This window comes from Tepidiforma thermophila (genome assembly GCF_002563855.1).
Classification (GTDB): domain Bacteria; phylum Chloroflexota; class Dehalococcoidia; order Tepidiformales; family Tepidiformaceae; genus Tepidiforma; species Tepidiforma thermophila.
In genome coordinates this window covers 1,064,884-1,078,453 of record NZ_PDJQ01000001.1, presented here as the reverse complement: position 1 = coordinate 1,078,453, position 13,570 = coordinate 1,064,884, and the positions used below count along the sequence as shown (strand labels likewise).

At 68.0% G+C, this 13,570-nt stretch carries 16 protein-coding genes; 7 read left to right on the top strand and 9 right to left on the bottom strand.

Annotated elements, in window-relative coordinates; translation table 11 throughout:
- Positions 1-37: 37 nt before the first annotated feature.
- Both A9A59_RS05195 and A9A59_RS05190 read left to right on the top strand, forming a co-directional pair.
- Positions 38-400 carry a hypothetical protein gene (locus tag A9A59_RS05195; protein WP_098503270.1) on the top strand — a complete coding sequence of 121 codons (363 nt, stop codon included), beginning with the start codon at positions 38-40 and terminating at the stop codon, positions 398-400.
- A complete protein-coding gene (locus tag A9A59_RS05190; RefSeq protein WP_098503269.1) occupies positions 370-1,338 on the top strand; it encodes a lipopolysaccharide biosynthesis protein in 969 nt (322 codons plus the stop codon). The genes A9A59_RS05195 and A9A59_RS05190 overlap by 31 nt, the downstream gene beginning before the upstream one ends.
- Here the strand turns inward: A9A59_RS05190 and A9A59_RS05185 are convergent.
- Genes A9A59_RS05185 through A9A59_RS05175 form a run of 3 tightly spaced genes read right to left on the bottom strand, consistent with a single transcriptional unit; the run spans position 1,298 to position 4,223 of the window.
- Positions 1,298-2,131: an ABC transporter ATP-binding protein gene (locus A9A59_RS05185; protein ID WP_098503268.1), complete on the bottom strand. Its 834-nt coding sequence runs from the start codon at positions 2,129-2,131 to the stop codon at positions 1,298-1,300. The two genes, A9A59_RS05190 and A9A59_RS05185, sit on opposite strands and share 41 nt — an antisense overlap.
- Positions 2,128-3,159: a FecCD family ABC transporter permease gene (locus tag A9A59_RS05180; protein ID WP_165772522.1), complete on the bottom strand. Its 1,032-nt coding sequence runs from the start codon at positions 3,157-3,159 to the stop codon at positions 2,128-2,130. The genes A9A59_RS05185 and A9A59_RS05180 overlap by 4 nt, the downstream gene beginning before the upstream one ends.
- Before the next feature lie 47 nt (positions 3,160-3,206).
- Positions 3,207-4,223, bottom strand: coding sequence for an ABC transporter substrate-binding protein (locus tag A9A59_RS05175; protein ID WP_165772521.1), 1,017 nt, complete (start codon positions 4,221-4,223; stop codon positions 3,207-3,209).
- 217 nt (positions 4,224-4,440) lie between these two features.
- Between A9A59_RS05175 and A9A59_RS14015 the strand changes: the two genes are divergently transcribed.
- Positions 4,441-4,947 carry a flavin reductase family protein gene (locus A9A59_RS14015; protein WP_165772520.1) on the top strand — a complete coding sequence of 169 codons (507 nt, stop codon included), beginning with the start codon at positions 4,441-4,443 and terminating at the stop codon, positions 4,945-4,947.
- A 15-nt stretch (positions 4,948-4,962) separates the two neighbouring features.
- Here the strand turns inward: A9A59_RS14015 and A9A59_RS05165 are convergent, their stop codons facing one another.
- Genes A9A59_RS05165 through A9A59_RS05155 form a run of 3 tightly spaced genes read right to left on the bottom strand, consistent with a single transcriptional unit; the run spans position 4,963 to position 7,358 of the window.
- Positions 4,963-5,538, bottom strand: a complete 576-nt coding sequence (locus A9A59_RS05165; RefSeq protein WP_165772519.1) for a Uma2 family endonuclease — start codon at positions 5,536-5,538, stop codon at positions 4,963-4,965.
- A gap of 37 nt (positions 5,539-5,575) precedes the next feature.
- Positions 5,576-6,151, bottom strand: a complete 576-nt coding sequence (locus A9A59_RS05160) for a Uma2 family endonuclease (RefSeq protein WP_098503263.1) — start codon at positions 6,149-6,151, stop codon at positions 5,576-5,578.
- A 37-nt stretch (positions 6,152-6,188) separates the two neighbouring features.
- Positions 6,189-7,358 (bottom strand): acyl-CoA dehydrogenase, encoded by a 1,170-nt coding sequence (locus A9A59_RS05155; protein WP_098503262.1) that lies wholly within the window; start codon positions 7,356-7,358, stop codon positions 6,189-6,191.
- A 119-nt stretch (positions 7,359-7,477) separates the two neighbouring features.
- On the opposite strand from A9A59_RS05155, the gene A9A59_RS13685 reads away from it, so the two are divergent.
- The 4 genes from A9A59_RS13685 to A9A59_RS05140 all read left to right on the top strand — a co-directional run bounded on the left by A9A59_RS13685 (position 7,478) and on the right by A9A59_RS05140 (position 9,471).
- Positions 7,478-7,885 (top strand): hypothetical protein, encoded by a 408-nt coding sequence (locus A9A59_RS13685; RefSeq protein ID WP_133117514.1) that lies wholly within the window; start codon positions 7,478-7,480, stop codon positions 7,883-7,885.
- Positions 7,886-7,925: 40 nt separating this feature from the next.
- Entirely contained in the window at positions 7,926-8,183 is a 258-nt protein-coding gene (locus A9A59_RS05150; RefSeq protein ID WP_098503261.1) for a FitA-like ribbon-helix-helix domain-containing protein, read from the top strand.
- A 48-nt stretch (positions 8,184-8,231) separates the two neighbouring features.
- The gene (locus A9A59_RS05145) at positions 8,232-8,600 is read left to right on the top strand and encodes a type II toxin-antitoxin system VapC family toxin (RefSeq protein WP_133117513.1); all 369 of its coding nucleotides are present in this window, start codon (positions 8,232-8,234) and stop codon (positions 8,598-8,600) included.
- A 64-nt stretch (positions 8,601-8,664) separates the two neighbouring features.
- Positions 8,665-9,471 carry an enoyl-CoA hydratase/isomerase family protein gene (locus A9A59_RS05140; RefSeq protein ID WP_098503259.1) on the top strand — a complete coding sequence of 269 codons (807 nt, stop codon included), beginning with the start codon at positions 8,665-8,667 and terminating at the stop codon, positions 9,469-9,471.
- Between the two features lie 285 nt (positions 9,472-9,756).
- Here A9A59_RS05140 and A9A59_RS05135 read toward each other — a convergent pair whose 3' ends face one another.
- The 3 genes from A9A59_RS05135 to A9A59_RS05130 form a co-directional block, all read right to left on the bottom strand.
- Complete coding sequence (locus A9A59_RS05135) at positions 9,757-10,590, bottom strand: tyrosine-type recombinase/integrase (RefSeq protein ID WP_165772518.1); 834 nt, start codon at positions 10,588-10,590, stop codon at positions 9,757-9,759.
- Between the two features lie 112 nt (positions 10,591-10,702).
- Positions 10,703-11,236 (bottom strand): P27 family phage terminase small subunit, encoded by a 534-nt coding sequence (locus A9A59_RS14010; RefSeq protein ID WP_165772517.1) that lies wholly within the window; start codon positions 11,234-11,236, stop codon positions 10,703-10,705.
- A gap of 226 nt (positions 11,237-11,462) precedes the next feature.
- Positions 11,463-13,193, bottom strand: a complete 1,731-nt coding sequence (locus A9A59_RS05130) for a CocE/NonD family hydrolase (protein ID WP_165772516.1) — start codon at positions 13,191-13,193, stop codon at positions 11,463-11,465.
- Positions 13,194-13,570 lie beyond the last annotated feature (377 nt).

The window sequence follows — 13,570 nt, the reverse complement described above, 5'->3', positions numbered from 1 at the left end:
GTTCGCCGGTTGGGCGGGCGGCCCTACCATGGGGGCGATGTCGATCGCGTTCGGGGGCATTGTTGCCCTGTTCTTCCGGGGGCTGAACCTGGTCGTCGCGCTCGGCCTGGTGGGGCTGTGTTCGTACGAGCTGGAGAAGGGCGACTACGGGCGGTTCGTGCTGGGCCTGACGTTCGTGGGGATTGTGAACGCGGCGACGGGCGGCCTGACGGCGGCAACGGCGTACCAGGTGGCGAACCGGCGCCGGCCGCCGGGGGTTGCGCTCGCGAACGGCGGGGTGCTGGGGGCGGCCTGGGGGCGGCTGCGGTCGCCGGGGGGCTGCTGGCGGGCTGGTGGTTCGCGGGGGAGGCGCGGCAGGAGGCGCTGGCGGTGGGGGCGGCGTGCGCAGCGGTCGTGGTGAACGGTGTGGTGGCCGGGGTGTTCCTCGGGCGGGAGGCGTTCGTCCGGTACAACCTGGCGCTGGTGTGCCCGCCGCTGTTCGCGCTGGCGGGGATTGCAGCGACGTTCTTCGTCCTGGGCCAGCGGACGCCGGGCGCGGCGCTTTGGGCGTACGCGGCAGGCTGGTGGGCGGCGGTAGCGCTGCTGCTTGCCTCAGGCGGGGGGGCAGGTGCGCGGGCAGCGCGGCTGGAAGGGGCGATGCTGGCCGCCATCGGGCGGTTTTCGCTGCTTGCAGGCGTCGCAAGCGGGATTTCGTACCTGAACTACCGGGCCGATCTGTTCGTGGTGCGGCACTTCGAGGGCGAAGAGGGAGTGGCGGTCTACTCGCTGGCGGTCTATCTCGCCGAGTCGGTGTGGCAGGTGAGCGGTTCGCTGGCGCTGGCGACGTACGCGCGGGTGGGGTCGCTCTCGCGGCCGGAGGCGGCAGCGCTGACGGCGCGGGTGATGCGGCACACGGTGGTGCTGCTCGGGGTAATCTGCGCGGGGCTGTTCGCGGCGTCGTGGGCGATTGAGGCGGTGGTGTTCCCGAAGTACGACGGCATGGGGTCGGCGCTGCGGTTCATCCTTCCGGGGGTGCTGCTGTACGGGCTGGCGCAGTCGTTTTCGGGCTTCTACACGTACCAGCGGGGGATGCCGTGGGTGTCGGCGGTGGTTGCCGGGGCGGGGCTTGCGCTCGACATGGCCTTCGCGTTCACGCTGGTGCCGCGGATGGGGGTCGATGGCGCAGCGCTGGCGAGCGCGCTGGCGTACAGCCTGGCGATTCTCGGGGGGCTGACGGTCTTCATGCGGCAGGAGCGGATCGGACCGGCGGGGATCTTCCGGTTCGGGCGGGCGGAGCTGGAGGACTACCGGGCGCTGGTCAGCCGGCTGCGGGCCGGGCTGGCGCGGGCGCAGGGGTAGGCGCGGCAGGGCAAAGGGCGGGGTCGGGCCGGGGGATGGGGATGGGGAGGCCGGTATCGGGGTCGGCCAGGACGAGCATTGGGACGCCGAAGACGCGCTCAAGGGCTTCGGGCTGGAGGACGGCCGACGGCGGGCCATCGAAGGCGAGGCGGCCATCGCGGAGCGCGATGACGCGGGAGGTGAAGCGGCCGGCGAGGGCGAGGTCGTGGAGGACGGCGACGATGGTGATGCCGCGGGCGTTGAGGCGGCGGAGGAGGTGCATCACGTCCACCTGGTGGGCGACGTCGAGGAAGGTGGTGGGCTCATCGAGCAGGAGGATGCGGGGCTCCTGGGCGAGGGCCATGGCGATCCAGGCGCGCTGGCGCTCGCCGCCGGAGAGGGCAGCAAGGGGGCGGTCGGCAAGGTGGAGGACATCGGTGGATTCGAGGGCCCACTCGACGGCGTCGATATCGCGGCGGGTGACGCGCTGGAGGAGGCCCTGGTGGGGGTAGCGGCCGCGGAACGCGAGTTCGCGGACGGTGAGGTCGAGGCCGCCGGCCGGGGCCTGGGGGAGGATGGCGAGGACGCGGGCGACGTGACGGGAGTTCATACCGCGGATGTCGCGGCCATCGAGGAGGACGCGGCCGGCGCGGGGCGGGTGGAGACGGGCCATGCCGCGGAGAAGGGTGCTCTTGCCGGAACCGTTCGGGCCGACGATGGCGACCATTTCTCCGGCTTCGACGGTGAAGGAGACATCGTGGACGACGACGCGGTGACCGTGGGCGAGGGTGAGGTGTTCGACGGCGAGGTTCATCGGAAGCGGACCAGGTAGAGGAGGAAGGGGGCGCCGATTGCGGCGGTGATGATGCCCATGGGGACCTCGGCGGGCTGGATAATGAGGCGGGCTCCGAGGTCGGCGAGGACGACGAGGATGGCGCCGTAGAGGGCGCTGAAGGGGATGACGAGGCGGTTATCGCTGCCGACGGTGTAGCGGGCGATATGGGGACAGACGAGGCCGACGAAGCTGACCAGGCCGGCGATCGAGACCGCTGCGGCGGTGAGCATGCCGACGACCGCGAGGACCATGAGGCGGGTGCGGTCGGTGAGGAGGCCGAGGCCGGCAGCGACGTCGTCGCCGAGGGCGAGGATGTTCAGGCGGCCGGCGAGGAGGAGGGCGACGGCCATGGCGGCAGCGAACCAGGGCAGGGCGGCCCAGAGGTCGCGCCATTCGGAGCCGTAGAGGCCGCCGGCGAGGAAGCCGAGGCTGGTCTGGAGGAAGGTCCGGGAGGAGGCGAGGAGCCCGACGATGGCGGCGCCGAAGAAGGCGGAGAGGGCGACGCCGGCGAGGGTGAGGCGGAGGGGGGAGACGGCGCCGCGCCAGGCGATGACGTAGAGGACACCTGCGCCGACGAGTCCGCCGACGACGCAGGCGGCAGCGATCGCCCACTGGGGGGACTGGGGGTCGTAGACGATGAGGCTGGCGCTGGCGAGCCCGCAGGCGGCGGTAACGCCGAGGATGGTGGGGTCGGCGAGGGGGTTGCGGGTGACGCCCTGGAGGAGGGCGCCGGCGACGGCGAGGCCGGCGCCGACGATCATGGCATCGAGGAGGCGGGGGTAGCGGATCTGCCAGACGACGTTGCGGGCGAAGGCGTCGTCGGAGGACGTGAGCCCGGACCAGACTTCGCCGGGGGAGAGCCGGACGGCGCCGAACATGAGACTGGCGTAACCGGCAGCGGCGAGGATGGCCAGGCCGACGAGGAGGACGAGCAGCGGCCGCCAGCTGCCGCGCGCGAGCGCCCGGGGCGGGGCGCTCGCGGCTGGTGCGGCAGTTTCGGCGGCCATCTTCGCCATAGTACGTCCCGGCGGCTGAGCCGCCAGCGGATGTGGGGTTACTGCCCGCCGACGGCCTTCGCGACGGCGTCGAGGGCCAGCTTGACGCGCGGGCCGGGCGCCTGCACGAAGAGCTCGACGTCGGAGTCGATGACGTGGTTATTGGTGACGGCCTTGAGGCCGCGGAAGGGCGGGATGGTCGGGATCAGGTTTGCGAGGCGGGGTGCCGGCGGGGGCGCCGGGGTGATGGCGAAGATATAGTCGGGGTTGAACTCGACGAGTTTTTCGGGCGCGATGGTGGCGTAGCCGGGGAATGGGCCGGCATCGGGCAGGGCATCGGCGGGGTTCTTGATGCCGAGCTCTTTGAGGATGTCGCCGGTGTAGCTGGTGCTCTTGGCGGCGTAGAGGGTCTGGTCGCGGTCGGAGAGGACGGCGATCGCAGTGATGTTCTTACCGGCGACGGCCTTCTTGGCGTTGGCGAGCGACTGTTCGATATCGGCGATGACCTTATCAGTGGTGGCGGTGGCGTTGAGGGCCTTGCCGACGAGGCGGAGGGCATCGAGGACCTGCTGGTAGCTGTTGGCGCCGGCGAAGATGACCGGGACGGGAAGCCCTTCGAGCGGCTGGCGGAGTGCGGGCTGGGCGTGGATGACGGAGTCAGCGATGACGAGGTCGGGTTTGAGAGCGAGGATGGCCTCGAGGTTGGGCTGGTAAGCGGTGCCGACGGCCTGGGCCGACTGGGCCTCGGGCGGGTAGTTCGCCGTGGAGGGCCGGCCGGCGACGGTCTTCCCGGCGGCGTAGACCAGCTCGACGGCGGTGGGGCTGACGGCGACGATGGTCTTCGGTTCGGCCTTGATTTCGACATTGCGGCCGAGCATGTCGGTCACGGTGACGGGGTAGGCGGCGGCCGGCGAGGGGGAGGCGGGCGCCGCGGTGGCGGTTTGGGCTGCGGTTTCGGTAGGCGCGGGCGTGGCGTCGTCGTCGTCATCGCCGCCGCAGGCAGCGGCAACGAGGGCGGAGGCGGCAACCGTTGCGGCTGCGCCAAGCAGGAGGAGGCGGCGGAGTGAAGCTTTCATTTCTGCTGAGACCTTCCTGATTCGATGCTTCGCGGTGAACTTTGAACCAGTATACCGAGCCTTGGTCTTTGGTCACGTGTGCGAAAAGACAGGGCGGCGGCTCACTGCGCGATGGAGGCGGGTATGTCAGGATGGTAGGGACTTCACTTGCGGAGCTGCGACCGTGTCCCATCCCCAGTTGCCCTCGCTGCCGGGTTCGCCGAAGGAGCTTTCCGGCGTGGAGAAGGCGCTCCTGGCGCTTTCGTACGGCGTGCACGTCATCGGTTCGCGCGCTGCGGACGGGACGCTGAATGCGATGCTTGCGGACTGGGTGATGCAGGTGTCGTTCAAGCCGAGGCTGCTGGCGGTTTCGATTGAGAACGATGCGCGTACGCTGCGGTTCATCCGGGAGACGCGGGTGTTCACGGTGAATCTGCTGCACGAGAAGGACGGCATCACCATTGCGCGGAAGGTGGTGATGCCGTCGGAGGCGAAGAAGGTGCGGGGACGGTCGGAGGAGATGGCGGCGCAGGTGATCGACAAGCTGGCGGACATCCCGTACGGCCTGCATGAGAACGGCTGCCCGGTGCTGGACCAGGCGCTGGGGTGGATTGCGTGCAATGCGGTGCAGTTCGTGGAGGTGGGGGACCACACGCTCGTCATCGGGGAGTGCGTGGACGGGGAGCGGCTGCGGCCCGGGGAGATGCTGATCGAGCGGGACCTGGGCTGGGAGTACGGCGGGTAGGAGAGGCCGGGTCGGTCAGTCGTCGAAGAGGGCGGCGAGGGGGAGTTCGAAGCCGGGTACGGGAAAGGCGGCGTCTTCGCTCGTGAGGGTGTCGCGTTCGGTGTAGGTGTGGGCATCGCCGCCGGGCCGGTGGACGGTGATGGTGCGGTTGCGCGGCCGGACAATCCAGACGCGGCTGGCGCCGGCATCGAGGTAGAGCTGGATCTTGCGGGCGACGTCGGCCTCGCGGTCTTCCGGGGACATGATTTCGACGGCGAGGGTGGGCGCGCCGTCAACGTAGCGGTCCTGGGCTGCATCGCGCAGGCGGTCGCGGTCCAGGAATGCGACATCAGGTGCGACGACGGTATCGGGGGCGCGGGCGAGCCGGTACCCCACCTCGGTGTGGACCTCGCCGAGCGCATGCCGGGCGACAAAGGCATGGAGCTCCGCGACGATGCGGGCGGCGACCCTGCCGTGGCGGCGTCCGACGGGCATATGCTCGATGACCCTCCCTTCGACCAGTTCGAGCCGGCCGCCGTGGGGCGGGTCAGGAAGCTGCCAGAATTCGTCGGCCGTGAGCAGGTCCGGCGCCGGGCCGGGCTGGGCGCTCATGCCGCCATGATAGCAGCGGGCACGGGGGCCGGGCCGGTCAGTCGCTGAAAAGGGCGGCGAGGGGGAGTTCGAAGCCGGGTACGGGAAAGGCGGCGTCGTCGCTCGTGAGGGTGTCGCGCTCGGTGTACGTGTGGGCATCGCCGCCGGGCCGGTGGACGGTGATGGTGCGGTTGCGCGGCCGGACAATCCAGACGCGGCTGGCGCCGGCATCAAGGTAGAGCTGGATCTTGCGGGCGACGTCGGCCTCGCGGTCTTCGGGCGACATGATTTCGACGGCGAGGGTGGGCGCGCCGTCGACGTAGCGGTCCGACGGAGGGCCCTGGATGCGGTCGGCAGCGCGGAAGGCGAGGTCCGGGGCGAGGACGGTGTCGGGGTTTCGCGCGACGCGGTAGCCGGTCTCGAGGTCGAGCCTGCCGAGGCGATAGCGCTTGACGAACGAACCGAGCGCGAGGGCGAGCTCCGCAGCGACGGCGCCGTGGCGTTCTCCGACGGGCATATGCTCGATGACCCTCCCTTCGACCAGTTCGAGCCGGCCGCCGTGGGGCGGGTCAGGAAGCTGCCAGAATTCGTCGGCCGTGAGCAGGGCCGGCGCCGGGCCGGGCTGGGCGCTCATGCCGCCATGATAGCAGCGGGCACGGGGGCCGGGCCGGTCAGTCGCGCGGGAGGCCGAGGCCGCGCTGGGCGATGATGTTGCGCTGGATTTCGCTCGAGCCGCTGTAGATGGTCGGCGCGACGTTGACGAGGTGCCCTTTTTCGAAGATGCCGTTGGCGACGGCGTACTTCGAGTCGGGCTCGAGGGCGCCGGCAGGCCCGAAGAGGTTGACACCGAAGTTCGTAATCCGCTGGGCGAGCTCCGTGGCGAAGACCTTGATGACGGAGGCTTCGTAGTTCGGGATGCGGCCGGCCTCCTGCATCCAGGCGATGCGGTAGGCGAGCATGCGGCCGACTTCGTTCGCGACCCAAAGGTCGGCGATGCGGTGGCGGAGGATGTCGCGGTAGGCTTCGCCGGAGCGGCGTTCGCGCCAGAGCTGCATGAGGAGTTCGAGCTGGCGCTGGTTGGCAGCGATGGAGGCGACGTTGGAGCGCTCGAAGTCGAGCAGGGTCATGGCGACGTACCAGCCGCGGTTCTCCTCGCCGACGCGGTTGCGGACCGGTACGCGGACGTCTTCGAAGAAGACCTCGTTGAATTCGTGGTAGCCGGCCATGTTGATGAGGGGGCGGACGGTGATGCCCGGCGTCTTCATGTCGACGAGGAGGAAGGAGATGCCCTTGTGCTTCGGCGCGTCGGGGTCGGTGCGGACGAGCAGGAAGCACCAGTCGGCGTGGTGGGCGCCGGTGGTCCAGATCTTTTGGCCGTTGACGATGTAGTCGTCACCGTCGCGGACGGCGCGGGTCTGGAGGGAGGCGAGGTCGGAGCCGGCGCCGGGTTCGGAGTAGCCCTGGCACCAGGTGACTTCGGCGTTGGTGATACGGGGGAGGTGCTCGGCCTTCTGCTCGGGGGTGCCGTGGACGATGAGGGTGGGGCCGATCATGCCGACGTTGAAGACGCGGCCGCCATCGGGGGCGCCGGCGTAGGAGAGCTCCTCGCTGAAGATCATCTGGTTGATGTGGCTCCAGCCGAGGCCGCCGTACTCCTTCGGCCAGGCGGGGGCGATCCAGCCCTTCTTCGCGAGCTTTTTGTTGAAGGCGAGCTGCTCTTCCCAGTTCTCCTGGGAGGTGGGCCGGACCGGGCCGACCCCGCGGTTGGGGAGGGCTTCTGCGAGGAAGTCGCGCACCTCCTTGCGGAGGGCTTCGTGTTCAGCGGTGAACTTGAATTCCATGGGGTGCGAACCTCCTCGGGAGCTGTTCGTGCTTGACAAGCTTACCGCACGGTAGCGGCTGGCGCCCGTGAGCGAATCGGGTAGGATGCGCAGTCGAAGCGATTTCGGGGGAGAGGCGCGTGGGCGAACCGGCGCGGCGGCTGAACGTGTTCTTCGACGTGGACAACACGATTATCACGTGGGACGTGAAGCTCCGGCCGGGCGTGCGGGAGGTATTCGAGGAGCTGCGGGCGGACGGGCATACGGTGTACCTGTGGAGCGGTATGGGGCCGCGCTGGGAGGTGGTGAGGCGGTATTCGCTGCACGAGCATGTGGCGGACTGCTTCTGGAAGCCGCTGACTGACCACCACAACCGGCTGCGGGAGCTCGGGATCCCGGTGTGGCCGGATTTTGTCATCGACGACCACCGGGAGGTGGTGGAGGCGTTTACGGGGGTGCTGGTGCCGGAGCCGGTGCTGCCGCTGGAGCGGGACCGGGAGATGTGGCGGGTGCTGGAGGCGGTCCGGGCGTTTGCGGCGGGGCGGTAGGGGCACGGCCCATGCGGAACGATGGCATACTGGTAGCACGATGGCGAACGTCACCATCCGCAACGTACCTGAAGAGCTCCACGCAGCGCTGAAGGAACGCGCACGGCGAAACCGGAGGAGCCTCAACGAGGAGGTGCTGGCGCTGCTGGAATCCGCCTGCCAGGCACCTCCCGGTCCTGCCGACGAGCTCGCGGGCGCTATCGACGCCGCCCGTGAACGCTGGCGTGACAGCGCCCGGGAGCAGGAGCTGCCGACATCTGATGAAGTGGCGGGCTGGATTCGCAGCGGGCGGGCGTGAGGAGTGATTGTCGCCGACGCCTCCCTTATCGCGTGCCTCCTGCTCCCGGTGGCAGACCGAACCGCAAATGAGCTCGCCGTCCGCGTGCGTGCGCTCGACGCCAGCTGGGTGGCTGCTCCCATCTGGCGGCTGGAGTTTTTGAACGCCGCTGCGGGGTACCTGCGGCGCGGGCTGATCAGCGCCGAGAGCCTCATGGATGCCTACAACCTCGCGGCACGCGCCGTCGCGTCGTTTCGTCCCTCCTACGGCGCGGTAGCGGAGCTGCTCGCCCAGAGCACCTGCACCGCCTATGACCTCGCGTACGTGCAGGTTGCCCGGGAGACCGGAGCACCGCTCGTCACGTTCGACCGGGAGATCCTGAACGAGTTCCCAGGCACGGCGACCCACCCCGAGGTCCTCCTTGCGGGGCAGGTCTGAGGCGCGGGACCGCTGGCGGAGCGGCGCGTAGAATGCGCCCACACCCCGTTGCGGAGATGTGTCCATGGAGTACGAGGCGATCCTGTATGACGTCGAGGACGGCGTTGCGACGATTACGCTGAACAAGCCGGAGCGGCTGAACGCGTTTGATGACCAGATGCTGGCGGAGTGGGCGGATGCGATCCGGCGTGCGGACCAGGACCGCGGGGTTGGGGCGATCATCATTACCGGAGCCGGACGCGGGTTCTGCAGCGGGATGAATGTGGCGGCGGAGGCGGGCGGTCACGGCGTGCTTCGAACGCAGGCGACGGTGGCGGACCGGCGGCACAGCCTGCGCGACCGGGTGCACCCGATTCCGCGGGCGCTCATCCAGCTGGAGAAGCCGTACATCGCGGCGATCAACGGTGCGGCGGCCGGCGCGGGGATGGACATGGCAACGATGGCCGATATCCGGTTTGCGGCAACGACGGCGCGGATGGGGATGACCTATGTGCGGATGGGGCTCATCCCGGGGGACGGGGGTGCGTACACGCTTCCGCGGGTGATTGGGGTGCAGCGGGCGCTGGATTTGATCTGGACGGGGCGGATGATCACGGCGCAGGAAGCGCTGGAGATGGGGTATGTGCTGGCGGTGTACGAGCCGGAGGAGCTGCTGCCGCGGGTGAAGGAGTACGCGCGCCAGATTGCGAAGGGGCCGGGGGTGGCGGTGCAGCTTTCGAAGAAGCTGGTGTATCGGTCGGCGAACATTTCGTTCGACGAGCACCTGGACATGGCGCAGATGGCGATGTTCATCGCGCAATCGACGGAGGACGCGCGGGAGGGTCCGCGGGCGTTTGTGGAGAAGCGGGAGCCGCAGTTCAAGGGGTACTAGGGATTCCTTGACGTTCTGGCCACAGCTGTATTCGTAGCTTAACGTAATTCTTAGACACTCGGGGCCATTGGTACATATCTGGTACGTATTCGCCCGTCCTATCACCACATCGCATAACCATGATGCGACACGCGCGCGTATCTAGGTGTGCTGTTTTTTGCCCCGACAAGCCCGACGCCCCCGACAAGTCGTAGCCGCCGGTGTTCGCGCACGCTCGGCGGTGTCCGTTCAAGGTCGCGGAGGAACCTGCCAAACAACTGACACCGATGGCGGAGTTGTCGGGACTTAGCCGCGGAGGGCGGCGTCGATGGCCTGTGCCGCGGCCTCGGCGGCGCCGGGGAGCGCGTGGCCGTAGGTGTCGAGGGTCATCTTGGCCGAGACGTGGCCGAGCAGGGCGCCGGTGGTGCGGACGTCGACGCCGCTGGCGATGGCCAGCGTGGCCGCCGTGTGCCGGAGGTCGTGGAAGCGGACCTTGCGGAGCCCCGCACGCGCAAGCGTTCTCTCGAGCCAGTCCAGGGGCGCCTTGGGGTTGAGGTAGTAGCCGTCCTCGCGGCAGAAGACAAGGTCGAGGTCATGCCATGCCGGCCCCGCCCGCGGCCGCTCCTCCAGCTGGCGCTGGCGGTGGGCGCGGAGGGCCGAACGAGCAAGTTCGCCGAGCGCCACCGCGCGCCGGCTGCTGGCCGTCTTCGGCTCCTGGATGCGGTATTCGCCGGCAACCCAGGCAAGGGAACCGGTGACGCGGATGGTGCCGCCCTCGAGGTCGACGTCGCGCCAGCGGAGCGCGAGGAGTTCTCCCTGCCGCATGCCGGTGGTGAGGGCGAGGACGGCGAGGGCCTCGAGCCGGTCGCCCCGGGCGGCCTCGAGCAGGCGACGGGCCTCCTCGGGGCCCAGGACGGTGCCGGCCGTTGCCTGCACTACCCGCGGCGGAGCGGCACGGTCAGCAGGATTGGCCGCGAGGTAGCCCAGCCGGACGGCATCGGCCAGCGCTTTGTGCACGATTTTGTGGGTGATGCGTACGGTGCTGGGCGCCAGCCCCGCGTCGAGCAGGCGCCGGTATAGCCGTTCGAGCTCGAGCGGCTGGAGTGCGGTCAGGCGCCGGTCTCCCAGGTGGGGCAGCACATGCAAGGCGATGCGGTCGCGGTCGGTGCGGGCCGTTTGCGGCGCGGCCCCAGCCCGGCGACCCTGCCAAGCATGCGCCGCTCGGCGGCTCAAGTCCCGGTGTTCGCCACGCTCAGCGGCCGGACCGCCGCCACGGCTCAAGGATGTCGTCGAGCTCGACCGCGGCCGGGGGCTCCGGTAGCTCGGCCGGCGTCCCGCGCTCGACGTCGGCGAGCAGCCGGCCCCGGAGGCTCGGCTGCTGCTCACCGCTGGGGAGCACCTTCAGCTGCAGGCGGAACCGGGAAAGCGGCGTGAGCGCCAGGTGCTCGCGCAGCTTCTGCAGCTGGCGCTCCGCCTGGGCCATGCGGGCGACCACCGGCGCCGTCCGCTCCCCCGCTGCCATGCACGTCCGCAGCCGCTCCCGTTCATCGACCAGCAGCACGTACTCCCGCAGGGCGGCGCCGTCGGCGTGGCGGTCGAGTACTGCCCGGACGGGCGAGCTCCAGAGCTCCCGCCACGCCTGCCGGGCCACCGCCCCCACACGGCCGCAGCCGCGCGGCAGAGGCGGTACGGTCCGGTCGCCGTCGTCGTACACTACAAGAGCCCTGTCACGTCCGCCGCGATGGAACTGGAGCAGTTCGACGGCCTTCTGGCGTTGTCCTGCCATCACTCGACCGCTCATGTCGCCCCTGCAAGCCCTTTGCGGCGGGCGACCGAACTGATTGTGGACGCTCGATTTCGGGGAGGGCTCCCCTCCCGCCGGCCTGGTGGCGACCTTTCAAGCCGGCCCTACACGGAATGTCACAAAGCGACGGCTCCATGCTGGGGCTGCCCTGCCCGGCTACCGGCGTGTGGTCGCCGACACACCGTCGATGCTGGGGGCCGCCGCGGCTTCATCCGGAAAACGGGAAGGCCGTCAGTACGAGGGCTGACGGACGTGCCGCATCGTGGAATAGGTGCTGCACTGCCACCTGCGCTTCCCGGTCAGTGGCGCACGGCCGTCCCGTATTCAGGTTGCGATCAAACCGGGGGAAATTGCTCGAGGAGACCTCCAGTCGGACCCTGTGACCCGGTTGAAAGACGTGCGCCGCGTACCAGAGGTCAATCTCAATCTCATAGACGTGGCCAGGCTGGGCAAGCTCCTCCCGGTCAGCTCCATGCCGATATCGGAGGCGGAGGATACCGTCACATATATTGATTGCCCGTCCATCCGGATACACATCGACAAGCTTCGCGGTGAAGTCCGTATCTGGAGCCGACGTAGCCACGAACAGTTTGGCTTTCACGGCCCCGATCACCTCTAAAGCGCTTGCCAACGGCTCCGAAGTGAAGACCAGAACGTCCGGCCGATCTTCGATGTCGCGCTGATCGAATGCCCCGCCCGGCAGGTAGATATCGCTGCAACAAAGTCCTCCACCTCGAGTGGGAACCGGATTCATCGGATCGTAGACGAAGCGATCAGCCGGTTCGTCACCAGGTTCGGACAGTGAAAGGCGACCATCACCCGTCCGCCCGTTCGCCCCACCTCCCGAGTGCAGGAAGAATCGCAGTTCTTTTGCGCCGGGAGGCGGAAAATCTGTTGCTTCGAGCCAGCTGTTCCGTCCCGTCACAAAGAGACGTACAGGGGCCTCTCGGTCAAGCCCGTTATCGGTTCCCTTGAGCCAGTAGTCGAACCAGCGCAGTTGCACACCCATCAGGTCCAGGGCCTGGGACGATGCCTGAATCCCGAAATTCACATCTCCAACGAGGTTGCCCATCCAGAGAAGGGATCTGGTGATATGCGCCCATGGCCCGACGAGGAGCCGGCTGCTGCGGGCCGCATCTGACCCGCCTTGCGACCGGAGTCCCAGGAAGTTACGGACAGTTCCGTAAAGGAAAATATCGTACCACCCACCTATGTTAAGCGCTGCCGCCTTAATGTTCTGGTAATGCGATTCAATGTTGCATCGACTCCAGTAATCATCGTAGGACGCATGTTCGAGCCATTCTTGGAAGTAATCGATATGTTTAATCGGTTCGATTTCTTTGAGGGGCAGTTGGCGGAACACTTTATCCAGTTCATCTGCTGCCTGGATGATTGCGCCAATCTGTTCTGGCTGTTGCTTAAGCAGTGTATTGATGGCGAGAAAATTGACCACCCATGACGTGGTGAAGCCCAATTCGAATGCGCCGCCCTGGTAAAACCAACCTTCGTGATAATTGGAGGCAGTAATGTTCGGCGCGATAGCGACCAAATGTGGCGGCGAAGCTATTGCGGCCAGCAATTGCGTGGCGCCAACGTACGATGCCCCGGCCATGCCTACTTTGCCTGTGGACCACGGCTGCCGTGCACACCATTCGACGGCATCGTATCCGTCGTCGATCTCTTGATGGATCGGATGGAATTTGCCTTCAGATGAGTAGCGACCACGGCAGTCCTGCACGCACACGACGTAGCCGGCCGAAGCGGCTCGAACCGGATCGAACATCACGACGTTGGTGAGAAAAGGATCGTTCTTGTTGTAGGGTGTTCGCACTAAGATGACAGGGAACTGTCCCTCTGCGTCGGGGCGATAGACGTCGGTCGCAAGTGCGACTCCGTCTCGCATGGTTACAGCGACGTCTTTTTCTACCAAGATGGCCACGCAAGCTCTCCCGGTTGCAGAAATCGACGGGAGGCTAGCAACGGCGTCGAGGGCTGTCAATCTGCCGTTCGTAACCCGGTCGACCGATGCAGCTGCGCGGGGAAGGGCCGCTTTCTCGCAAGCGCAGCCGACCCGTTCGAACCGGTCGGCTGCGTCGCCATTTCGGGCAGTGTCCGGTGCCGGAGTGGGACCTTCGAGGCTGTCCAGGCTCTCCAGGCCCGGCATTACACATCAAACACCTACCGCTATCAGCGCAGTCTGCTGCCGCGTGGGAGGGACCGGACCCGCCAGATACAGCCCGCCGGATAAAAAAGGAAGGCTCCGGACCCTCCCGGGAACCTACTATCCTGTGAGCGGCCACAGACCTTTCCGATTGG